Source organism: Neorhizobium vignae (assembly GCF_000732195.1).
In the GTDB taxonomy this organism is placed as follows: domain Bacteria; phylum Pseudomonadota; class Alphaproteobacteria; order Rhizobiales; family Rhizobiaceae; genus Neorhizobium; species Neorhizobium vignae.
In genome coordinates, this window is record NZ_JNNU01000005.1 from 13003 (window position 1) to 34810 (window position 21808).

General features: G+C 62.2%; 24 protein-coding genes. 10 read left to right on the top strand and 14 right to left on the bottom strand.

Annotated features, from left to right (window positions below):
- Positions 1-178: 178 nt before the first annotated feature.
- Entirely contained in the window at positions 179-1426 is a 1248-nt protein-coding gene (locus GQ59_RS09175) for an N-acetylmuramoyl-L-alanine amidase (protein WP_037080391.1), read from the bottom strand.
- Between the two features lie 628 nt (positions 1427-2054).
- Between GQ59_RS09175 and GQ59_RS09185 the strand changes: the two genes are divergently transcribed.
- From GQ59_RS09185 to aat, 6 genes are all read left to right on the top strand, one after another.
- Positions 2055-5033, top strand: coding sequence for an Rne/Rng family ribonuclease (locus GQ59_RS09185; RefSeq protein ID WP_037080395.1), 2979 nt, complete (start codon positions 2055-2057; stop codon positions 5031-5033).
- Positions 5034-5338: 305 nt separating this feature from the next.
- On the top strand, positions 5339-6115 hold the full coding sequence (locus GQ59_RS09190; protein WP_037080398.1) for a DsbA family protein: 777 nt from the start codon (positions 5339-5341) through the stop codon (positions 6113-6115).
- Between the two features lie 133 nt (positions 6116-6248).
- Positions 6249-6686: a type II 3-dehydroquinate dehydratase gene (gene aroQ, locus GQ59_RS09195; protein WP_037080401.1), complete on the top strand. Its 438-nt coding sequence runs from the start codon at positions 6249-6251 to the stop codon at positions 6684-6686.
- A 28-nt stretch (positions 6687-6714) separates the two neighbouring features.
- A complete protein-coding gene (gene accB, locus GQ59_RS09200; protein WP_037080403.1) occupies positions 6715-7170 on the top strand; it encodes an acetyl-CoA carboxylase biotin carboxyl carrier protein in 456 nt (151 codons plus the stop codon).
- Between the two features lie 8 nt (positions 7171-7178).
- The gene (accC, locus tag GQ59_RS09205; protein WP_037080405.1) at positions 7179-8525 is read left to right on the top strand and encodes an acetyl-CoA carboxylase biotin carboxylase subunit; all 1347 of its coding nucleotides are present in this window, start codon (positions 7179-7181) and stop codon (positions 8523-8525) included.
- 8 nt (positions 8526-8533) lie between these two features.
- The gene (aat, locus tag GQ59_RS09210; protein ID WP_037080407.1) at positions 8534-9151 is read left to right on the top strand and encodes a leucyl/phenylalanyl-tRNA--protein transferase; all 618 of its coding nucleotides are present in this window, start codon (positions 8534-8536) and stop codon (positions 9149-9151) included.
- 7 nt (positions 9152-9158) lie between these two features.
- On the opposite strand, the gene GQ59_RS09215 is transcribed toward aat, so the two are convergent.
- From GQ59_RS09215 to gatB, 5 genes are all read right to left on the bottom strand, one after another.
- Complete coding sequence (locus tag GQ59_RS09215; protein ID WP_037081092.1) at positions 9159-9578, bottom strand: DUF2155 domain-containing protein; 420 nt, start codon at positions 9576-9578, stop codon at positions 9159-9161.
- A 76-nt stretch (positions 9579-9654) separates the two neighbouring features.
- A complete protein-coding gene (locus GQ59_RS09220; protein ID WP_037080409.1) occupies positions 9655-10053 on the bottom strand; it encodes an NADH:ubiquinone oxidoreductase subunit NDUFA12 in 399 nt (132 codons plus the stop codon).
- Positions 10054-10156: 103 nt separating this feature from the next.
- The gene (locus GQ59_RS09225) at positions 10157-10618 is read right to left on the bottom strand and encodes a GNAT family N-acetyltransferase (RefSeq protein ID WP_037080411.1); all 462 of its coding nucleotides are present in this window, start codon (positions 10616-10618) and stop codon (positions 10157-10159) included.
- 22 nt (positions 10619-10640) lie between these two features.
- Positions 10641-11147, bottom strand: coding sequence for a GNAT family N-acetyltransferase (locus tag GQ59_RS09230; RefSeq protein ID WP_037080413.1), 507 nt, complete (start codon positions 11145-11147; stop codon positions 10641-10643).
- 5 nt (positions 11148-11152) lie between these two features.
- Positions 11153-12658 carry an Asp-tRNA(Asn)/Glu-tRNA(Gln) amidotransferase subunit GatB gene (gene gatB / locus GQ59_RS09235; protein WP_037080415.1) on the bottom strand — a complete coding sequence of 502 codons (1506 nt, stop codon included), beginning with the start codon at positions 12656-12658 and terminating at the stop codon, positions 11153-11155.
- Positions 12659-12799: 141 nt separating this feature from the next.
- Between gatB and GQ59_RS09240 the strand changes: the two genes are divergently transcribed.
- Positions 12800-13129 carry a DUF1294 domain-containing protein gene (locus tag GQ59_RS09240; protein ID WP_037080417.1) on the top strand — a complete coding sequence of 110 codons (330 nt, stop codon included), beginning with the start codon at positions 12800-12802 and terminating at the stop codon, positions 13127-13129.
- On the opposite strand, the gene GQ59_RS09245 is transcribed toward GQ59_RS09240, so the two are convergent.
- A complete protein-coding gene (locus GQ59_RS09245) occupies positions 13126-13635 on the bottom strand; it encodes a GNAT family N-acetyltransferase (protein WP_037080419.1) in 510 nt (169 codons plus the stop codon). The genes GQ59_RS09240 and GQ59_RS09245 overlap by 4 nt on opposite strands.
- A 281-nt stretch (positions 13636-13916) precedes the next feature.
- On the opposite strand from GQ59_RS09245, the gene GQ59_RS09250 reads away from it, so the two are divergent.
- The gene (locus tag GQ59_RS09250) at positions 13917-14174 is read left to right on the top strand and encodes a YjhX family toxin (RefSeq protein ID WP_007775772.1); all 258 of its coding nucleotides are present in this window, start codon (positions 13917-13919) and stop codon (positions 14172-14174) included.
- Between the two features lie 43 nt (positions 14175-14217).
- Here the strand turns inward: GQ59_RS09250 and GQ59_RS09255 are convergent, their stop codons facing one another.
- The 4 genes from GQ59_RS09255 to GQ59_RS09270 all read right to left on the bottom strand — a co-directional run bounded on the left by GQ59_RS09255 (position 14218) and on the right by GQ59_RS09270 (position 17193).
- Entirely contained in the window at positions 14218-14493 is a 276-nt protein-coding gene (locus tag GQ59_RS09255) for a hypothetical protein (protein ID WP_037080425.1), read from the bottom strand.
- Positions 14494-14555: 62 nt separating this feature from the next.
- Positions 14556-16037 (bottom strand): Asp-tRNA(Asn)/Glu-tRNA(Gln) amidotransferase subunit GatA, encoded by a 1482-nt coding sequence (gene gatA / locus GQ59_RS09260; RefSeq protein ID WP_037080427.1) that lies wholly within the window; start codon positions 16035-16037, stop codon positions 14556-14558.
- Between the two features lie 57 nt (positions 16038-16094).
- Complete coding sequence (gene gatC / locus GQ59_RS09265; protein ID WP_037080429.1) at positions 16095-16382, bottom strand: Asp-tRNA(Asn)/Glu-tRNA(Gln) amidotransferase subunit GatC; 288 nt, start codon at positions 16380-16382, stop codon at positions 16095-16097.
- A 109-nt stretch (positions 16383-16491) separates the two neighbouring features.
- On the bottom strand, positions 16492-17193 hold the full coding sequence (locus GQ59_RS09270) for a metal-dependent hydrolase (protein WP_037080431.1): 702 nt from the start codon (positions 17191-17193) through the stop codon (positions 16492-16494).
- Positions 17194-17324: 131 nt separating this feature from the next.
- On the opposite strand from GQ59_RS09270, the gene ruvX reads away from it, so the two are divergent.
- Entirely contained in the window at positions 17325-17813 is a 489-nt protein-coding gene (gene ruvX / locus GQ59_RS09275) for a Holliday junction resolvase RuvX (protein ID WP_037080433.1), read from the top strand.
- Here the strand turns inward: ruvX and GQ59_RS09280 are convergent.
- Both GQ59_RS09280 and GQ59_RS09290 read right to left on the bottom strand, forming a co-directional pair.
- Positions 17756-18082, bottom strand: a complete 327-nt coding sequence (locus GQ59_RS09280; RefSeq protein ID WP_037080437.1) for a DUF6105 family protein — start codon at positions 18080-18082, stop codon at positions 17756-17758. The two genes, ruvX and GQ59_RS09280, sit on opposite strands and share 58 nt — an antisense overlap.
- A gap of 294 nt (positions 18083-18376) precedes the next feature.
- Positions 18377-19021 (bottom strand): TetR/AcrR family transcriptional regulator, encoded by a 645-nt coding sequence (locus GQ59_RS09290; RefSeq protein WP_037080442.1) that lies wholly within the window; start codon positions 19019-19021, stop codon positions 18377-18379.
- 183 nt (positions 19022-19204) lie between these two features.
- Here GQ59_RS09290 and GQ59_RS09295 point away from each other — a divergent pair, with 183 nt between their 5' ends.
- Positions 19205-20140 (top strand): AEC family transporter, encoded by a 936-nt coding sequence (locus tag GQ59_RS09295; RefSeq protein ID WP_037080443.1) that lies wholly within the window; start codon positions 19205-19207, stop codon positions 20138-20140.
- Here GQ59_RS09295 and GQ59_RS09300 read toward each other — a convergent pair.
- Positions 20122-21774 carry an acyl-CoA dehydrogenase family protein gene (locus GQ59_RS09300; RefSeq protein ID WP_037080447.1) on the bottom strand — a complete coding sequence of 551 codons (1653 nt, stop codon included), beginning with the start codon at positions 21772-21774 and terminating at the stop codon, positions 20122-20124. The two genes, GQ59_RS09295 and GQ59_RS09300, sit on opposite strands and share 19 nt — an antisense overlap.
- Between the last annotated feature and the right edge of the window lie 34 nt (positions 21775-21808).

Genomic DNA, 21808 nt, shown 5'->3' on the forward strand with positions numbered 1-21808 from the left:
CACCAGCGCAAGGCGAAAGCGGATCGCTCGTCCGCCATCCATTACATCTGGGAGATTATCGAATAACCGCCTGAATGTGAGTAAAATAGGGCTCTTAGATCGGATTTCCGGTGCCCGCCTGCCCTCACGCGATATTCCCCGATGCCTGTGGCACTGGCGCCACGCGGCGCGCAGGCAATCAGCCGCCGTTGGCCATCGCGCGGTCACGATACCGCTTGATGGCGTCGACCATGCGATCGATCACCTTCGACCGCCACGACTCATCCAGCAGCAGCTTTTCATCCTCGACATTGGACAGGAAGCCAAGCTCGAGGAGCACGGAGGGAATGTCCGGCGCCCGCAGAACCTGGAAGCCCGCATAACGGTGGGGATTGTTGATGAGCCCGATCTGCCCTTCGAAGGACTGGACGACATTGGTGGCGAGCGCGATCGAAAACGCCTGGGTCTCGCGGCGGGTCAGGTCGAGCAGGATATCGGCGACTTCAGGCGGGCCGCTCTGGAGCGTATAGCCCGCAAGCTCGTCCGACAGGTTTTCGCGGGTGGCCAGGTTTTCCGCCATGCGGTCGGAGGCCTTGTCGGACAGGGTATAGACGGTCGCGCCGCGAATGTCCTTCTGACCGAGCGTATCGGCATGCAGGGATACGAAGAGATCGGCGTGGCCCTGGCGGGCGAGCGTCACGCGCTCTGAGAGCGAAAGAAACGTGTCGTCGTCGCGGGTCAGGACGGCCTTGATACCCTCGACCTTGTTCAATCGCTCCGCAAGCGTCTTGGCGAATGCAAGCGTGATGGTCTTTTCGGGCGTCTTGGTGCCCGCCCCCGTCGCGCCAGCGTCGATCCCGCCGTGCCCGGCATCGACCGCAACCGTAAAGACATTGTCCTTCTCGGCCATCGCCAGCGCGTCCGGAGCCGCCGCCGTAGGGGTCGCCCAGTTCTGGGTCTTCACCAGATTGGCAAAAACCTCCTTGGAGGCCATTTCCGCATCCAGGACCAGCCTGTAGCTACCGTTGTCGTTCGATTGAACCTCGGCGATCGACAGTTTCACCGGCCTCTTGGCGGTGAGCACGATGCGGGCGCTCGCCTCACCCATCGTACCGTAGCGGATGTCCTTGAAGAGACCCCGCGCGGACAGATCCTCGGCGGGGAAACCGAAGGCGGTCGCCGGCAGGTCGACTATCACCCGTTCCGGCGCAGCGACGTAATGGACGGAGAATTCCGGCTTTTTCTCGAACTCGATGACGATCCGGGTGCGCGCCTCGTCGCCGGCGACCCGCGCGCTGAAGGCGAGAAGCGGCGGCTGCGGCGTAGCGCTGGCGGAACTCAAGGGAAGGGTCGCGGCGAAGGCCAGCAAAAGAAGAACCGCGCAAGCGATTCGCGCAAAAAACCGCCGCCGGCTTCCGCCGCAGGCCGTCGCTGCGCTTGCCTTCACATCCGCCCTCAAAACGCCACTCGCATTCAAAGCCCCACCGCCTGTCGGGCAACCCGCATCAAAGTGCCCATTCTAGAAGGCATTTGCACGTCAAAAGATGCGAATCATCCGCCCGTTCCCTGCCATCCATAAGGGGTCTAATTCCATCGAGAATATGGCAAACTTGGCTTTTCCCTTGCTATTGTGACAGATAAACCATACAACGCCCGTGAGGGTTAAAGTGTTGACGGGATAGTCTGCCGATAGGCTGGCCAGCCTCTTCAGGACCTGGCGCCGAAGACCGACAGTCATCCGCCGTCGCTACACTTTTTCCTGATACACGATCCAACCGGCGGTGGCCGGAATAATACCGGGTGGCGTGCCACCCACCGCTCATGCGGAGCACATTCATCGGGCCCATGCGGGCCTATGGTATCGTCATTCTCGTTTGGTTTTTGATGTCGCGGCACAATTTTCAGAACCTGGAGGGACCGAGGGAGCAACGCTCTCCGTCATCTTTCCGGCTGCCGTCACAACCGCGCCTGACGGGAACATCTTTATCCGGCGCAACGACCGCATTGCATGACGGGCCTGTCCTCGTGGCAGGCTTTTCTGCATTCTCCCGGCGGCGCCGAGGAGCAGAATTTCAATGGCAGACAAAATGCTTATCGACGCGTCTCACGAAGAGGAGACGCGCGTAGTTGTCGTTCGCGGTAACCGGATCGAGGAGTTCGATTTCGAATCGCAGCATAAGAAACAGATACGCGGCAATATCTATCTGGCGAAGGTGACGAGGGTCGAACCCTCACTGCAGGCCGCTTTCGTCGACTACGGCGGGAACCGTCACGGCTTCCTCGCCTTTGCCGAAATCCATCCCGACTATTATCAGATCCCGCTTGCCGACCGTCAGGCGCTGATGCAGCAGGAAGCCGAGGATCAGCGCAAGATCGCCGAGGCGGAAGCCGCTGATCCGGTGATGGATCTTGCCCACCAGGAACAGCCGGATATCGGCATTTCCAACCCGGCACCCGCCGCCGAGCCCGCAAGCGAAGCCGGCGCCGAAGCAGCCGAAGCAAGCCCGGTCGAGGCTGTCGCCGCCGAAGAGGCTGAAAAGCCGAAAGCCAAGCCGCGCCGCAGCCGCGCCCGCAAGAAGCCGGCAGAAGAAGCCGCCGCTCTCGAAGCCGGCGCATCCGAAGGCGAAGGCGTCCCCTCCTCCGAGAACAATGACGACGACGGTTCCACGCCCGGCGAAATGGCCGCGATGGTCGAGACCGATTCGATCTCGGAAGACGTCGACGCCCGCCGTGGCGGCCGCAACGACGATTTCGATGACGACGACGATGACGACCACGGCGAGAAGGAAATCATCGAGTCGGTCGGCGCCGAAGACGCCATGGAAGAAGTTCCGGACCGCGTCGTGCGCAAGCCGCGCAAGCAGTACCGTATCCAGGAAGTCATCAAGCGCCGCCAGATCCTGCTCGTGCAGGTCGCCAAGGAAGAGCGCGGCAACAAGGGTGCTGCCCTTACCACCTATCTGTCGCTTGCCGGCCGTTATTCGGTGCTGATGCCCAACACGGCGCGTGGCGGCGGCATTTCCCGCAAGATCACCCAGCCTCAGGACCGCAAGCGCCTGAAGGAAATCGCCCGCGAACTCGACGTGCCGCAGGGCATGGGCGTGATCCTGCGCACGGCCGGTGCGAACCGCACCCGCGTCGAGGTCAAGCGCGACTTCGAATACCTGATGCGCCTTTGGGAAAACGTCCGCACGCTGACACTGAGCTCGACCGCCCCTACCCTCGTGTACGAGGAAGGCTCGCTGATCAAGCGCTCTATCCGCGACCTTTATAACAAGGACATTTCCGAGATCATCGTCTCCGGCGAAGAAGGCTATCGTGAAGCGAAAGACTTCATGAAGATGCTGATGCCGAGCCATGCCAAGGTGGTCCAGCCCTATCGCGACCTGCATCCGATCTTCGCCCGTTCCGGCATCGAGGCGCAGCTCGACCGCATGCTGCAGCCGCAGGTGACGCTGAAGTCCGGCGGCTACCTGATCATGAACCAGACGGAAGCGCTCGTCGCCATCGACGTCAACTCCGGCCGTTCGACCCGCGAACACTCGATCGAGGAAACGGCGCTCCAGACCAATCTGGAAGCGGCGGAAGAAGTCGCCCGCCAGCTTCGTCTGCGCGACCTTGCCGGCCTGATCGTCATCGACTTCATCGACATGGAAGAAAAGCGCAACAACCGCGCCGTCGAGAAGAAGCTGAAGGATTGCCTGAAGAACGACCGGGCCCGCATCCAGGTCGGCCGCATCTCGCATTTCGGCCTGCTCGAAATGTCGCGCCAGCGCATCCGCGCTTCGGTTCTCGAATCGACGACGCAGATCTGCACCCATTGCGGCGGCACCGGTCACGTGCGGTCGCAGTCGTCGGTCGCCCTGCATGTGCTGCGCGGCGTCGAGGAATACCTGCTCAAGAACACCACGCACGACATTACCGTGCGCACGACGCCGGAAATCGCGCTCTATCTCCTCAACCACAAGCGCGCCAGCATCGTCGATTACGAGAACCGCTTCGGCGTCTCGATCTTCATCGAATCGGATGTCAGCATCGGCTCCAGCCATTTCGCGATCGATCGTGGCGAGCCGGTCGAAAACCCGGTCAAGATCGAAAGCCTGATGCAGTTCGCGGCCATCCCCGTCGAAGAGGACGATGACGACATCGTCATCGAGGCCGACGAGGACGAAGAAGAAGAGACCGTCGCAGCGGCGGCGCAGCCGGCCACTGCCAATGCCGAGCGCGCCCAGCAGCAGGGTGACGACCCGAACGGACGCAAGCGCAAGCGCCGCCGGCGTCGTCGCAACCGTGGCGGAGAAAAGGGCGGAGACGCCCAGACCGCCCAGGGCGGCAACGACGACATGGCGGATGGCGACGAGGACGGCGATGAAGGCGAGGACGACGTTTCCGAAGCCGGCGAAGCATCCGACGCAACGGTTGCTGCCGATTCGGACTCGGAAGAAAACCGCCGCAAGCGCCGCCGCCGCGGCAAGCGCGGTGGTCGTCGCAATCGCAACGGTGAGGACGGTCAGGAGCTGAGCGCTTCGGATGACGGCGAAGCAGCCGACGAAGACGCATCCAGCGAAGACGTCGCAGCAGTGCCGGCGGCAGCCGTAGCGGAAACCTCCGATGAGGTCGCCGTCGAGGCTGTTCCGGCTCCCGCCGAGGCGGAAGCAGCACCTGGCGGCAAGCCAGAAGCCAAGCCGCGCCGTTCGCGTCGTGGCAAGGCGGCGACGGCAGTCGACGCACCTGCTGCGGAAGAGGCGGCTGTGGTTGTTCCGGCTCCGGTGGAAACCGTCGTCGAGCAGGTCGAAGCCGCACTCGGCGAAGAGCCGCAGGCTCCCGAAGCCGCTCCGGTGGAAGCTACTCCTGCCGAAGAAGCTCCCGTCGCAGAGGCCGAGCAGGCCGATAGCGGCGAAGCAAAACCGGCACGGGCCAACCGCGCATCGAACATCTCCTCCTCCGTCGAGGCAGTGGTGAAGAGTTCCGATCCCGCGGCAGCGCCCGAGACCGAAGGCGATACGTCGAAGCCGAAGAAAGCCGGCTGGTGGCAGCGCCGCGGCTTCTTCTGAGCCGAATGAGAGCCAACGAAACGGCCGCGCAAAACGCGGCCGTTTTTATTTCTGCCCTGCCTTGAACCTCAGAAACTGAATCAACCGCCTGCCGAAGCGATTCCGAAAACGCGGCTAGCCTGTTGAAATCAGACTCCATTCCAGCAACGGATCCACCTTCCGGCCAAGCGTCATACGCAGTTGTGAACCGGTGAAAACGGCCTGGACATGATTTTGAGGTTTTTTGGAAAGCCCGACTGGCTTACTTTGGGCACAAACCGCAACAATGGTGCGCGGGATTCGTGTGCCTACCCAAGAGGATATGGATGACCCGCCTGTTCAAGACGCCCGTTTTCAGGACATTGGCCGCCGGCTCGATGCTGGCCCTGGCACTTTCCGCGACCGCCCCGGCTTTCGCCCTGGACGACCAGCAGAAGAAGGAAATGGGCCAATTCATCCGCGAATACCTGCTGCAGAACCCGGAAGTGCTCGTCGAAGTCCAGAACGCGCTGGAGGCCAAGCAGCAGACCCAGCGCGTCGAGCAGTCGACCAAGGGGATCGCGGACAACAAGCAGGCGATCTTCTCCTCGCCGACCGACATCACGCTCGGCAATCCGAAGGGCGACGTCACGGTCGTCGAATTCTTCGATTACAATTGCGGCTACTGCAAGCGGGCGCTCTCCGACATGGACGACATCCTTTCCAAGGACAAGAACGTCCGTTTCATCCTCAAGGAGTTCCCGATCCTCGGGCCGGACTCGGTCGCCGCTCACCGTGTGGCCAACGCAGTGCGACTGGTCGCGCCGGAAAAATATGCGGAATTCCATCGCGAGCTGCTCAGCGGCCGGCCGCACGCTTCGGAAGCGACCGCCATTGCGGTCGCAAGCGCGCTCGGCATCAAGGAGGCGGCGATCCGCAAGTCGATGGCCGACGAGCCGAACGACGACCTGGTGCGCGACGCCTACCGGCTCGCCAACGCGATCGGCATCACCGGCACGCCGACCTATGTCGTCGGCGACGAAGCCGTCTTCGGTGCCGTCGGCCTCGAAACGATCGAGCAGAAGGTCGCCAACGTGCGCGCCTGCGGCAAGGCGACCTGCTGACAGGGCACCTCTCGACCGACAGATGTTCCATCGCAGTGGACTCGCGGGCTTTCGGCGCGGCGGGGGCTTTCCCTTGCCGCCTCGGCGGTCTATAGGTGGCCCCTGAATTTTTGCATGGAACAATAGATCAGTGATGAGCAAGACGATCTTCGTCCTCAATGGCCCCAATCTCAATATGCTGGGCAAGCGCGAGCCAGGCATCTACGGTGCGGCCACGCTGAAGGACGTCGAGAAGGACTGTATCGCCGCCGGTACGGAACTCGGCTTCAATGTCGATTTTCGCCAGAGCAATCACGAAGGCGTGCTGATCGACTGGATGCACGAGGCCAATGAAAAGGCCGTCGGCGTCGCCATCAACGCAGGCGCCTATACCCATACCTCGATTGCATTGCACGACGCCATCAAGGCGATCTCCGTGCCGGTGATCGAGCTTCATATCTCGAATGTCCACGCGCGGGAGGAATTCCGCCATCATTCGATGATCGCACCGGCGGTAAAGGGCGTGATCTGCGGTTTTGGCACCGCGAGCTACATTCTGGCGCTGCACGCCTTGAAATCCATTACCGCCTGACAAGATAAACAGAACAATAGGGTTTGCCATGTCTGACAAGAAGAACGGTATCGACAAGGGACTGATCCGCGACCTCGCGAACATCCTCAACGATACCGACCTCACCGAGATCGAAGTCGAACAGGACGATGTGCGTATTCGTGTATCGCGCGTCGGTACGACTCAATATGTCCAGGCCCCGGTCGCAGCGCCCGCCTATGCCCCGGCTGCAGCTCCGGTAGCCGCCGCAGCGCCCGCAATCCAGGACAACAAGAACGCGGTCACCGCGCCGATGGTCGGCACCATCTACCTCTCCCCAGCCCCGGGTTCGCGCGCCTTCGTCGAAGTTGGCGCCACCGTCAAGGAAGGCCAGACGCTGCTGATCATCGAGGCCATGAAGACGATGAACCAGATTCCGTCGCCGCGCTCCGGCAAGGTCACGGAAATCCTGGTCAACGACGCTCAGCCCGTCGAGTATGGCCAGCCGCTCGTCGTCATCGAGTAGGCGCATCCATGATTTCCAAGATCCTCATAGCCAACCGCGGTGAAATCGCGCTTCGCGTGCTTCGCGCCTGCAAGGAACTCGGCATCGCGACCGTCGCGGTTCATTCCACCGCGGATGCCGACGCCATGCATGTCCGGCTTGCCGACGAAAGCGTGTGCATCGGCCCGCCTCCCTCGCGCGACAGCTATCTGAACATCCACCAGATCGTCGCCGCCTGCGAAATCACCGGCGCCGACGCCGTGCACCCGGGCTACGGCTTCCTGTCGGAAAACGCCAAGTTCGCGGATATCCTCGACGCGCACGGCATCACCTTCATCGGCCCGACCGCCGACCATATCCGCATCATGGGCGACAAGATCACCGCCAAGCAGACCGCGCTGGAACTCGGCATTCCCGTCGTTCCCGGCTCGGATGGCGAAGTGAAGCCCGAGAACGCCATGGAGATCGCCCGCCAGATCGGTTTTCCGGTGCTGATCAAGGCAACGGCCGGCGGCGGCGGACGCGGCATGAAGGTCGCCAAGACCGAGGCCGATCTCGACGAAGCCGTATCGACCGCCCGTTCCGAAGCGCTCGCCGCTTTCGGTAACGACGCCGTCTACATGGAAAAATACCTCGAGAAGCCGCGCCATATCGAAATCCAGGTCGTCGGCGACGGTGAAGGCAATGCCATTCATCTCGGCGAGCGCGACTGCTCGCTGCAGCGCCGCCACCAGAAGGTCTGGGAAGAAGCCAATTCCCCTGCCCTCAATGTCGAGCAGCGCATGAAGATCGGCGAGATCTGCGCCGATGCCATGCGCAAGCTGAAGTATCGCGGCGCCGGCACGGTCGAGTTCCTCTACGAAAACGGCGAGTTCTATTTCATCGAAATGAACACCCGCCTTCAGGTCGAACATCCGATCACCGAAGCGATCACCGGCATCGACCTCGTGCACGAACAGATCCGCGTCGCCTCCGGCGGCGGCCTGTCCGTGCGCCAGGAAGACATCGTGTTCTCCGGCCATGCCATCGAATGCCGCATCAATGCCGAGGACCCGCGCACCTTCGTGCCGTCGCCCGGCACGATCACGCATTTCCATGCACCGGGCGGCCTCGGCGTGCGTGTCGATTCGGGCGCCTATGCCGGCTACAAGATCCCGCCCTATTACGACAGCCTGATCGGCAAGCTGATCGTGCACGGACGCACCCGCGTCGAATGCATGATGCGTCTGCGGCGCGTGCTGGACGAATTCGTCGTGGACGGCATCAAGACGACGCTGCCGCTTTTCCAGGACCTGGTCGACAATCCGGATATCGCCAACGGCGATTATGACATTCACTGGCTGGAGCAATATCTGGCCGGCGACAAGACGCATTAGGGAGATCGATGGCAGGGCGACGCGGCAGATATTACCCGGCAATAACCCCGGAAATCCTGTTGCGCGCCTATTCCATCGGCCTTTTCCCGATGGCCGAATCCGCGGACGACCCGGAAATCTTCTGGGTCGAGCCGGAAATGCGCGGCATCCTGCCGCTCGACGGCTTCCATGTTTCGAAAAGCCTCGCCAAGGCGGTCCGCAAGAGCCCGCTCGACATCCGCATCGACACGGCATTCGAGCGGGTGATGGCTTTCTGTGCCGAGCCGGCCGGCGACCGGCCGAGCACCTGGATCAACTCCACGATCCGCAAGCTCTACAACGAATTGCACCGCATGGGCCACGCGCACAGCGTCGAGGCCTTCGAGGGCGATGAACTGGTCGGCGGTCTCTATGGCGTTTCGCTCGGTTCGGCCTTCTTCGGCGAGAGCATGTTTTCGAGGCGCACGAACGCCTCCAAGATCTGCCTCGTGCACCTTGTCGAGCGGCTCCGGAAAAACGGCTTTACCCTGCTCGACACGCAGTTCACGACCGAACATCTAAAGACGTTCGGCGCAATCGATATCCCGAAGGACGACTATCTCAAGCTCCTGAGGATCGCGGTCGATTCACCGCACCTGAAATTCTAGAGGAAAATCAGTTGGTCGCCTTCGGCGGCGGCACGTCGGACTTCTGCTTGCAGCCGGTCAGCCAGACGTCGTAGATCGGATGCTCGACGGCATTGAGGCCAGGGCTGTCGGCGAACATCCAGCCGGTGAATATCCGGCGGATCTTGCGGTCGAGGGTGATCTCGTCGACCTCCACGAAACCATCGATCTTCTGGGCTTCCGTCTCGTCGCGGGAATAACAGACCTTTGGCGTCACCTGCAGGGCGCCGTACTGAACGGTCTCGTTGACATAGACGTCGAATGTGGTGATGCGGCCGGTGATCTTGTCGATGCCGGCAAAGACCGCGACCGGATTGTTCAGCCGCGCCGCAGATACACCATCCGCCGCAAGCACGGATGCAAGCGCGATCAATGCGCCGACCATTGGCTTGCGTGGAAAAACCGTCATCAATCCCATTATGCTTCCCGTCCCGGCGATCCCGTCGGCGTCGACACCTAGAGTGCGATTGTGGCCAAAACAGGTGTCAGTTGCCGGGCGTCCAGGCATCGTAATCGCCCGTGACGCGGGGGCGTTCGCCGGTGGCGGCAAGCGAGCCCTGCGGGCGATAGGCAAGCGGCGTACCGGTGCCGTTCGGCTTGTGCGCCTTTTCCCATTCCCGGGCCTTGTACTCTTCCTGCGACGGAGCAACGTCGGTGCGATAATGCATCCAGCCGTGCCAGCCAGGCCCGATTGCGGAGGCTTCGGCGTAATCCTTGTAGATCACCCAACGCTTCGGCTTTCCCCAGGAGGTCATCGGACCTTCGTAATAGACATTGCCAAACTCGTCTTCGCCGACCTTCTTGCCGAAACGCCAGGTGAAGAACCGGGTGCCGATGGTCTGTCCGTTCCACCAGGTGAAGATCTGCAGCAGGAGGTTTTTCATGGATGTTCCGTCGGCTTGGCAAACAGGATGACGATCGAATTGGCTGATCCGCTTATGCCGCCTGACGCCTTCGATGTCCAGTGATTCCAAATGTCGCGCACGGTCATTTGAGCTTCATCTTGAAGCCGAAATGGCTTTTGGCGAAGCCGAGCCGTTCGTAGAAGCGATGTGCGTCCGTGCGAGCCATGTTGGAGGTGAGCGCGACCTGGCGGCAATCGCGGCGCCTGGCCTCCTCGATCGCGTGTCCGATCATTAGGGCGCCGATACCCTTGCCGCGCATGTCTCCGCGCGTCTGCACCGCCTCCAGGATCATCGACAGCGATCCCCTTCCCGTCAGCGTGCGGTTGAAGAGGATCTGGAACGTGCCGACCACCTCGCCACCCAGCTCGGCGACGAAAAGCTGTTCGTTCTGAGAGGCATCGATGACATTGAAGGCCCGCAGGTAGTCGTCGAAGGCGGTTTCGTCCGTCGTATCGCCATGGCCGCCGAGATCATCCGCTGCAAACAGCGTGATGAGTTCGGGAAGATCGGCTTGCCGCGCCCTGCGGATGACGATATCGGCCATGCAAAGGTCCTCCTCGGGTGGGTCAGCGCAACTCCAGCCGCTTCTCCATGATGATCGCCGGCAGGCCGGAATTGGGGGCTCCCCATTCCTCCATCCGGTCGACCTCGGAAAATCCGAGCCGCTCGTAGAAATACATCGCGCGCACGTTCGGCAGCGCCACCTCGACCCGCATGATCTCCGCATCCGGAAAGCAGGTTTCGAGCTCGGCGAAGATATCGCGGCCGATGCCCTCGTTCTGGCAGGACGGCTTGACATAGAGCTGATGCAGCATCGCCGTCTTCACCATTTTCGGATACATGGCGGCATAGCCCATGCCGCCGATATCCTTGCCGTTGTCGGCGACCAGGAACTCGCCGCCGCGCTTCTGGATGCGCGACCGGACGGCCGCGGCCGAATGCCAGCCGTCGACCATCTTTCTGACCTTTTCGGCCCCGTAGAACGGATCGTAGGTATCGTGAAAGGTCGCCGCCAGCAGGGCGCGGATCCGCTCGACGTCGGCTTCTCCGGCGGTGCGGACGAAGTAGACCATCGGGCCTACTCCTCTTCGATCCCGAGCTTCGCCTTGACCAGCGCCTGGACGGCCTGCGGATTGGCCTTGCCGCCCGTCGACTTCATCACCTGGCCGACGAACCAGCCGGCAAGCGTCGGCTTCGCCTTGACCTTGGCGACCTGGTCCGGATTGGCGGCGATGATCTCGTCGACGGCCGCTTCGATCGCACCGGTGTCGGTCACCTGCTTCATGCCGCGGGTCTCAACCAGTTCGGCGGGGTCGCCGCCCTCGTTGAGCACGATCTCGAAGAGGTCCTTGGCGATCTTGCCGGAAATCGTCTCGGCCTTGATGAGGTCGATGATGGCGCCAAGCTGAGCCGGAGAAACCGGAGTCTCTTCAATGTCTTTGCCGGTTCTGTTCAAGGCGCCCAGCAGGTCGTTGATCACCCAGTTGGCAGCAATCTTGCCGTCGCGGCCTTCGGCAACCGCCTCGAAATAATCGGCGATCGCCTTTTCGGACACCAGAACCGAAGCGTCGTAGATCGACAGGCCGAGCTCGCGCACGAAACGGGCCTTCTTGTCGTCCGGCAGCTCGGTCAGGCCCGCACGGAGTTCCTCGATAAAGGCATCGTCGAATTCAAGCGGCAGCAGGTCCGGATCGGGGAAATAACGGTAGTCGTGCGCGTCTTCCTTGGAGCGCATCGAGCGTGTCTCGCCCTTGTTCGGGTCGAACAGCCGGGTCTCCTGGTCGATCGAGCCACCGTCTTCCAGAATGCCGATCTGGCGGCGCGCTTCGTATTCGATCGCTTGACCGATGAAGCGGATCGAGTTGACGTTCTTGATCTCGCAGCGGGTGCCGAATTCGGCGCCCGGACGGCGCACCGAGACGTTGACGTCGGCGCGCATCGAGCCTTCGTCCATGTTGCCGTCGCAGGTGCCGAGGTAGCGCACGATCGAGCGCAGCTTGGTCATATAGGCCTTGGCTTCGTCGGAGGAGCGCATGTCGGGCTTGGAGACGATCTCCATCAGCGCCACGCCGGAGCGGTTCAAGTCCACATAGGACATGGTCGGATGCTGGTCGTGCATCAACTTGCCGGCATCCTGTTCGAGATGCAGGCGCTCAATGCCGATCTCGATATCCTCGAACTGGCCCTGGCGGTCCGGACCGAGCGAGATGACGATCTTGCCTTCGCCGACGATCGGATCCTTGTACTGGGAGATCTGGTAGCCCTGCGGCAGGTCCGGATAGAAATAGTTCTTGCGGTCGAACAGCGAGCGCTTGTTGATCTGAGCCTTCAGGCCAAGCCCGGTGCGCACTGCCTGCTTGATGCATTCCTCGTTGATGACGGGCAGCATTCCGGGCATGGCCGCATCGACGAGCGAGACGTTGGAATTGGCCGGCTTGCCGAACTCGGTCGAAGCGCCGGAGAAAAGCTTGGAATTGGAGAGGACCTGGGCGTGCACCTCCATGCCGATGATGACTTCCCAGTCGCCGGTGGCACCGGGAATGAAGCGTTTCGGATCGGGCGTGCGGACGTCGACAAGGGTCATCTGATGCTCGTGAAATGGTCTCTATTGCGTTTTCTGGAGGTAGAGCAAATGGCGTTGCGGTGCAAGGCTTGCTGCGCGCGGGGGTCGCTGTGGAGCGCTGTAGTTCAGCCGATTTTAACCAGGTTCTGGTGAAATTGCCAAATGGAGCTATCAACCCCACTCGCGCTATTTATCCTATATCTACTCCTGAATGTCATCGCATTCTGCGTTTATTGGTGGGACAAGCAGGCGGCGATTGATGGCACGTGGCGGATCAGCGAGCGTACGCTGCTGGGTGTCGCCTTTATCGGCGGCAGCCTGGGCGCCGTGACCGCGCAGCAGATGCTGCGGCACAAGACACGCAAGCAACCTTTTCGCACGCTGCTGATGATTATAGTCGCTCTTCACACGCTCGGCGCGGCAGTATGGCTAATCGCCCCGGAACTCACGTGGGCGGTAATCGCGAAGATCGCTCCGGCAATCGCAATCTAGAAGCTTGGCCCGTAAGTATCCGGCGCTTCCGCGACGAGGCGCTTCGACAGGCCGACCGACTGCACATCCCGGTCGATCTTCGGCGAATAGATGGTCGAGAGCCAGTTGATGGAATAGCCCAGCTTCTCGAAGAAGCCGACTGCCTCGGCATTACGGGCGTGGGTCTCGACGCGGGCGACTTCGAACCCCTGGTGGACGATCTCGGCCTCGATCTCGACGAGAAGCGCCCGGCCGAAGCCGTGGCCCTGGAAGGCTGGATCGATCCAGAAGTCGGAGATCAGCTCGTCGAGCTTTTCGCGCGCCGCCCAGCCTGCAAGATTGCCGGCCTGCTCGACGACTGTGATGGCGAGCCAGGAGGAGCGCGTGAAATTCTGGAAGGCTGTGCGGGCGCTGGAACGCATATCGGTCATCTCGCCGATCGAAATCATGGCCTTCTCCCAGGAGCGGAAGCCGATTTCCGCCAGGATATCCACCTCGTCCTCACGCGCATTGCGAATATGGGCCATAGTTTCCCCTGTTGCAGCCTCAGTAGACCACTGAGTCTCCGCTTTGACCAGTGCAACAAATAGGGCGTTTCCGTCCGGCGCTTGACGGCCGGGGAAAACCCGCCTAGTGCGGATTTCGCATTGATGGAGTTTTGATGTTCTCTTCCGTAGAGACCTGCTGAGGGGCCGGCCCCCGCTTTCAAGCCGCGCCGGCCCAGACAAAAACGAGAACCCCGACGTCACCAGACGCCGGAAACGTTTTTGCGCGCTCGTTTCCGAGCGCTTCTCCGGACATCAAGACAATGGATATTTCCCGCGCCGAACAGCGCATCCTCCACCTGCTCGCCCAGGGCGGCAGGATCGAGATTACCCGCGACGACAACAGAAAGATCGAAAAGCTGCAGCTCGTCACCCGCGAGGGCTGGGCCTTTTCAGGTTTGGACCTCGTGACCTTCCGCAAGCTGAAACAGAAGAAGGCCATCAAGTCCCAGGGCGGCAAACCCTACCGCATCACCGAACGGGGGCTGGTGCTTGTGAGGGCCGAGCAGGATAATCGGTAAAGTCAGATGACGCGCGTCGCCAACGGCGCGCGTCCAATCTCAGTCAGAGCATTGTTTCAAGCTCCGTGCGCATGGCCGGCCATTCCTCGGCAACGGACCCTGCCGAGCGACGTTTGCCAGCGCGGCGGTACCAGTAGTCGGCGTTCCAGTCGTCACCCTCGATGCGATGGCAGAGCGCGTGGCCCCAGTCGAACGGCGGTTCTCCCTCATGGGCCTGGCAGATGTTATGGACCGCCTCCCATTCGGCGCCCATGGTGAAGCCGGAGGTTGCGAGGCGGTCAAACGCCTCGATCAAACGTCCGAGATCCGGCTTATCCATGAACCACCTCCCCGGCGACCGCCTGACGATCGGCGGCCGTCATCGTATGGATTGCAGTTCCCTTACCACCATTTTGCCGGCGTGAACCGGCCGGCGGCCTGTTCGATGACATAAGCGGTGCGGAACAGTGTTTCTTCCTCGAACGGCTTGCCGATCAGCTGCAGGCCGAGCGGCAGGCCCTTGGCATCGAGGCCGGCGGGAACGGCGATGCCCGGCAGGCCGGCCATGTTCACCGTCACCGTGAAGATGTCGTTGAGGTACATCTTGACCGGATCGGAGGCGAGGTCCTCGTCGGCGATGCCGAAGGCGGAAGACGGCGTGGCCGGCGTCAGGATCGCATCGACGCCGGCGTCGAAGACGATCTCGAAGTCGCGCTTGATCAGCGTGCGGACTTTTTGCGCCTGCAGGTAATAGGCGTCGTAATAACCGGCCGAGAGAACATAGGTACCGATCATGATGCGGCGCTTGACCTCGGTGCCGAAACCAGCAGCGCGGGTCTTTTCGTACATGTCGACGATGTCCTTGCCATCGACGCGCAGGCCGTAGCGCACGCCGTCGTAACGGGCGAGGTTCGAGGAGGCTTCGGCAGGAGCGACGATGTAATAGGCGGGCAGCGCGTATTTGGTGTGCGGCAGGGTGATGTCGACGATCTCGGCGCCGGCATCCTTCAGCCAGGCGATACCCTGAGCCCAAAGCTTTTCGATCTCTTCCGGCATGCCTTCGACGCGGTATTCCTTCGGAATGCCGATCTTCATGCCCTTGAGCGACTGGCCGAGCGAGGCCTCGTAATCCGGCACCGGCAGGTCGACCGAGGTCGTATCCTTGGCATCGACCGACGCCATCGACTTCAGCATGATCGCCGCATCGCGCACGTCGCGGGCGATCGGGCCGGCCTGGTCGAGCGACGAGGCAAAGGCAACCGTGCCCCAGCGCGAGCAGCGGCCATAGGTCGGCTTGATGCCGACGGTGCCGGTGAAGGCGGCCGGCTGGCGGATCGAGCCGCCGGTATCGGTGGCGGTGGCACCGGCGCAGAGGAAGGCGGAGACGGCCGCGGCCGAACCGCCGGAAGAACCGCCCGGAACGAGCTGCTGATTGGAGCCGTTCGCCCGCCACGGGTTGACCACGGCGCCGTAATGGGAGGTCTCGTTGGAGGAGCCCATCGCGAACTCGTCCATGTTGAGCTTGCCGAGCATGACCGCGCCGTCGTCCCAGAGGTTCTGGGTGACTGTCGATTCGTATTTCGGCAGGAAGCCGTCGAGGATGTGGCTGCAGGCCTGGGTATGGACGTCGCGGGTGGCGAACAGGTCCTTGATGCCGAGCGGGATGCCTTCCAGCGCCCCAGCCTTACCGGTGGCGCGGCGTGCGTCAGAGGCCTTCGCCATGCCGAGCGCCTTTTCCGGCGTCACGGCCACATAGGCGTTGAACACCGAGTTGGCGGCATCGATCGCGGAAAGATAAGCCTCAGTCAGCTCGACCGAGGTGAACTCCCCGGCTTCGAGCTTTTCGCGGGCTTCGGCAATGGTAAGGCTGGTGAGTTCGGTCATGGTCTCTTCAAACGGTTCGAATGCTAGGGAGAGGTTCGGCGCGGCGCTATTGAGCGCTCACTCGACGACCTTCGGCACCAGGAAGAAATTGTGGTCGGTGGTCGGCGCATTGGCGACGATATCGTCGGCCTTGTCGCCGTCGGTGACGGCGTCGGCGCGCTTGCGCATGTCCATAGGGGTGACCGAGGTCATCGGCTCGACGCCCGTGACATCCACTTCGGAAAGTTGCTCGACGAAATTGATGATGCCGTTCAGCTCGCCGACCATGCGATTGGCATCTTCCTCGGTGACCGCAATGCGGGCAAGGCGCGCGACGCGCTTGACGGTGGCGAGATCGACGGACATGGCATAACTCCGATGGGAAATTTCCCCTTCGCTATAATGGCCATGCCCGCCCTTCGCAACAGGGAGCGCGCCTCAATTTGCGAAGGGGCGCCCCCTGAAAGGATGCGATTTAGAAGGTCAGGCTGCCGCCCGGTACCGGCGTCTCGACCCGGGTGCGGGAGCCTTCCATACCCTTGACGAACTTTTCCGGCGTCTGGTCGACGCCCGGCAGGCCGTAATGGCAGGGCAGCGCGTGCTTGAAATCGAAGAAACGCTGGCAGGCGAGCGCTGCGACGGCGCCGCCCATGGTGAAACGGTCGCCGATCGGCACGATGCCGATATCCGGCTGGTGCAGTTCATTGATCAGGGCCATGTCGGAGAAGATGTCGGTATCACCCATGTGGAGGACGGAGGGCTCGTCGTCGAAATGCAGCATCAGGCCGTTGGCATTGCCGAGGCAATGCGAAACGCCGTCTTCGGTGAGCGAGGCGGACGAATGCAGCGCATTGGTGAAAGTGGCGGTGAACCCCTCGAAGCTGATCGTACCGCCGGTATTGCCCATTTCGAGCTTCTCGACGCCCTTCTTCGCCAGCCAGACGCCGAGATCGTAGTTGGCGAGAACGACGGCACCGGTTTCCTTGGCGATCTGGACCGTGTCGCCGACATGGTCGCCGTGGCCGTGGGTCAGCAGGATATGGGTCAGACCTTCGGCGGCGGCCTTGATATCCTGGCCGGCAAAGGCCGGATTATAGGTCAGGAAGGGATCGATTAGGATCTTCGCCTTGGCGGTCTCGATGCGGAAGGCGGAATGGCCCAGCCAGATGATCTTCATGGAAAACTCTCCTCGAATATGATGTGAGATAATGACGACACATAGCCGATATGAAGCTAAAGGGAAGTGGGACAGAGGGTGGGACAAACCCGCTCCGGACACCCTAGTTGGATCCCCGGGATGAAGAACGCATGACAGTGATGACCATCGAGGAACTGGCCGAGGCCCTTAAACCCGGACAGGCGATTGCCGGACTCGACCTCGGCACCAAGACGATCGGGCTCGCCATGTCGGATCTCGGCCGGCGGTTTGCCTCTCCCCGTCCGGTCATCAAAAGGGTGAAGTTCACCAAGGATGCCGAAGTGCTGCTCGCCTTTGCCGAGAAGGAAAGAGTGGCGGGCTTCGTGATCGGCCTGCCCACGAACATGGACGGCTCGGCCGGTCCGCGCGTCCAGGCGACGCGCGCCTTCGTGCGCTCGATGTCGGAAAAGACCGCCCTGCCCTTCGTCTTCTGGGACGAGCGGCTGTCGACGGTGGCCGCCGAGCGGGCGCTTCTGGAAATGGACGTGTCGCGGGCCAAACGTGCCGAGCGGATCGATTCCGCCGCGGCAAGCTTCATTCTTCAGGGCGCTCTGGACAGGCTCTCGTCGCTCGGCAGGGAGACCGATTTCGCCAGCTGACGTTTCCGCCACCAGGCGGCGATCTCGCGGCGCTTGCGGAAGGCGATGATCGCGAACACGACAAGGCTGTCGAATGCGATGGCGCGCGCCACCAGCGGCGGAATGGTTTCCGGCGGAATGCCGAGAACGTTGCCGTAGATCTGGAAGACCAGGTCATGGGTCTGGCGGGTCAGCATGAAGAAGCCGAAGCTCATGTCGTAATAGGAAAGCCCGTACCAGCTGGTCAGCAGCAGGACCGGGCCGGCCCACAGAATCAGGAACCACTTCATGCGGTCTTCCCCCTCGGCTCGACTGGATACAAATCCAGAGACACGAGCCATCTCGATAGAGCCATAAGGCTCAGGGTCATCGCGGGAATGGCAATATCAAGCGCCAGCACCGCAAAGATCGTCGTCATGACGAGCAGCAATGCCCTCTGCCTGATTGTGGTTCCCATCCTGAGCGTGTCCGGCCAATGTCTTGGTTAACAATGCGTTAATGCCAATTTAGGCCGTGGGGGATTTCCTGCAATGGAAACCGGGCAGCATGGTTAATTCCGAGGCGCTGGCTGTGGATAACGCAGATCAGCCGTAGATCGCGCGAACGAGGCGGCGGAGCGCGTTGCCGACCTTATCCCAGTCCTTCTCCGTCTTCAGCGCCATGCCGGCGAACTGGCCGCTGACGGCGGCGGAGATCACCAGGTGCTGGACCGCCGCAAACAGCAGCGCATTGGTGGTCGCGGCATCGACGCCCTTCGGCGGCGTCAGCGAGCCGCGCATCTTCTCGAGCCATTTGCCGAGCGCCTTGGTGCGCGCCTCCGACAGCCGGCGTACCTGCGGCGTGTCCTGCGAGACCTCCCAGGCGACGATCTTGCAGACCAGCGGATCGTCACGCAGCGCTTCCATGAAATAGATGGAGAGTTTCTCCATCAGGTCGCCGTAGGTCAGGAGGAACATGCCGCCCGTATCTTCCGGGATGCGATCCTTGACCCAGGTGCCGAGATCGGCGCCGATCGCTTCGATCAGCCCGTCGAGACCGCCGTAATATCGATAGATGAGCTGCTTGTCGCAGCCTGCGCGGCGCGCCACCGCATTGATGCCGAAACCCTGGAAACCCTGTTCTGCAAGAAGATCGCGGGCAGCCAGGAAGATCGCCCGCTCGGTGCCGGCACGGTTGCGCACTTTCGCGACCGAACCTTCTTGCGCTGTGACTTCAGGGATCTGGAGCATTTTTCGCCTGCTTCGGTTTTGTCCTGTCAACCGCGATAGTCCGAGCCATCCACCGCCGCAAGCGCTCTCGGTCGCCATGCACAGGATTGCGCGCGCAGGACTTGAATTCGCGGGGCTCCGCATTGCACTATCGGCATGGGAGGACTAACGAGATCCTATTCTCCCACCGACGTGCCCTTCCCCATGCTCATCGTCTTCCAAAGCGTCCTGCCTATTTTCCTGCTCGTTCTTTTAGGCGTGGGATTGAAACGCGCTCCGATCATCAATCCCGATTTCTGGGACGGTCTCGAACAGTGCAGCTACTGGATACTGTTTCCGGCCCTGCTGTTCTCGACCATGGCCAAGGCGGACTTTTCGAATACCGAAAACCTGACGGTCAGTTTCGCAGCGATCATCTCCGTGCTGGTGATGTCAGGCGGCTTGCTGCTGGCATGGCCGGTCCTGCGGAACCTGCGCGTCGGCGGGCCGGCCTATACGTCGCTGTTCCAGACAGCGACGCGCTGGAATGCGTTCATGGCGCTGGCGATCGCTGCCAAGACCTACGGCCAGCAGGGGCTGACCATGGTCGGCCTGGTGATGGCGGCGATCATCATCCCGCTCAACTTCATCAACGTGACGGTGCTGCTGTGGTTCTCCGGCCACGACCGGAACTACAAGGCCATCCTCTATAGAGTGTGCACCAATCCACTGATCCTTTCGACGGCGCTCGGCATCGTCGTCAACCTTGCCGGCATTCCGATCTACGAACCGGTGATGGTGGCGGTCGACCTGCTGTCGCAGGCTTCGCTCAGCCTCGGCCTGATCGCGGTCGGCGCGGGCCTGCGGGTCATGGACGCGCTCAAGCCGAAGCCCATCACTCTCCTCGCCGTCTTTTTGAAGCTGATCGCCTTCCCGATCGTCGCCGTCGGCGTCGGAGCGCTGTGCGGCATCCAGGGCGACGGCCTCGTCCTTCTGGCGCTGAGTGCCGCGGTACCGACCGCGATGAACGGCTATCTGCTGGCGAAACAATTGAACGGCGATGCGGACATGTATGCCGCGGCGGCGACCCTGCAGGTCGTCGCCTCGTTCCTCACCATTCCGGTCGTGATGACGGCTGTCGCCTACGTGGCTGCAGGATAGAGCAGATCGACGATATAGCGCGCGTCGAACCGGGCATCGAGCATGCCGTAGGTCGAGCGCCAGCCGCCGGCGAGCCGCGTTTCCAGGAAGGCATCGGCGATCTTTCCGGCTCCGAGCCGCACCAGTTCGGATGCCGCTGCCGCAAGTGCCAGCTGCTCGACCAGAAGGCGGGCTGCGCCCTCGTCGGTTTCGCAGAGCGCCATGGCGGCCCGCAGAACCTCGACGGTCTTGCGGCCCGCAGGGCCGAGATCCCGTTCGAAGCCGGCGAGCACCGTGTCGAACAGGTCCTTGCCGCGCGACAGGACCCGGAGCACGTCGAGCGCCATCACATTGCCCGAGCCTTCCCAGATCGCGTTGACCGGCGCCTCGCGGTAATGCCGAGCGATCGGCCGTTCCTCGATATAGCCGTTGCCGCCGATGCACTCCATCGCTTCGTAGATCAGCGCAGGTGCGATCTTGCAGTTCCAGTATTTGATGACCGGCGTCATGACGCGGGCGAAAGCCGCGTCGGCCGGGTTGCTGGCCGCCCGATCGAAGGAATCGGCGAGCCGGAAGCTGAGCGCCGTTGCGGCAGCTACGTCGAGCGCCATGTCGGCGAGCACGCGCGTCATCAGCGGCTGATCGACAAGCTTCTTGCCGAACACGCTGCGGCCGCGGGTATGGTGGACCGCCTCGGCGAGCGAGGCACGCATGATGCCGGCGGAGGCGAGCGCGCAATCGAGCCGCGTCAGGGTTACCATGTCGAGAATGGTGCGGATGCCGCCGCCCGGCTCGCCGAGCAGATAACCGAAGGCATCAGTGAACTCGACCTCGGAAGAGGCGTTGGAGCGGTTGCCGACCTTGTCCTTCAGGCGCTGGAACTGCAGGCCGTTCGCCGACCCGTCCTCGAGCAGCCGCGGCACCAGGAAGCAGCCGATCCCGTCGCCGGTCTTGGCCAGCATCACGAAACCGTCGCTCATCGGCGCCGACATGAACCACTTGTGGCCGGAAAGCCGGTAGATGCCCTCGCCGACGCGCTCGGCGGTCGAGCGGTTAGCGCGCACGTCGGTGCCGCCCTGCTTTTCCGTCATGCCCATGCCGAGCGTGACAGCGCTCTTCTGCAGGGCCGGGCGATTCGTCGAATCGTATTTGCGCGACAGGATCTTTGGCGCCCATTCCTTCTGGACGCGCGGCGAGGCCATCAGCGCGGCAATCGAGGCGCTGGTCATGGTCAGCGGGCAGAGATGACCGCATTCGAGCTGCGCCGAGAGGTAGAATCGCGTCGCCCGCGCCTTGTGCTCGTGGCCCTTGGCTTCGGGGATGTTTTCCCACACCGAGGAATGCAGGCCGGTCTGCATCGAACGGCGCATCAGCGCGTGCCAGGCCGGGTGGAACTCGACGACGTCCAGCCGCTCGCCGCGCGGACCATGGGTCTTCAGCTTCGGCGGGTTCTCGTTCGCCATGCGCGCCAGCTCCTGCGCCTCCGGCGAGGTGACGTAACGGCCAAGCTGGTCGTATTCCTCGCGGATGGTGCGGTTCAGCGTGCTCGTCAGGTCGACGACCAGCGGATCGGATCGGTAGGCATTGATTCCGGACCAGGGTTTCGGCTGGTTCAGTTCGGCAAATTTTTCTTCGGCGCGCGACATCTGGTTCATGAAACGGGTTCTAGCGGAAGTTACCGGGCCTGGG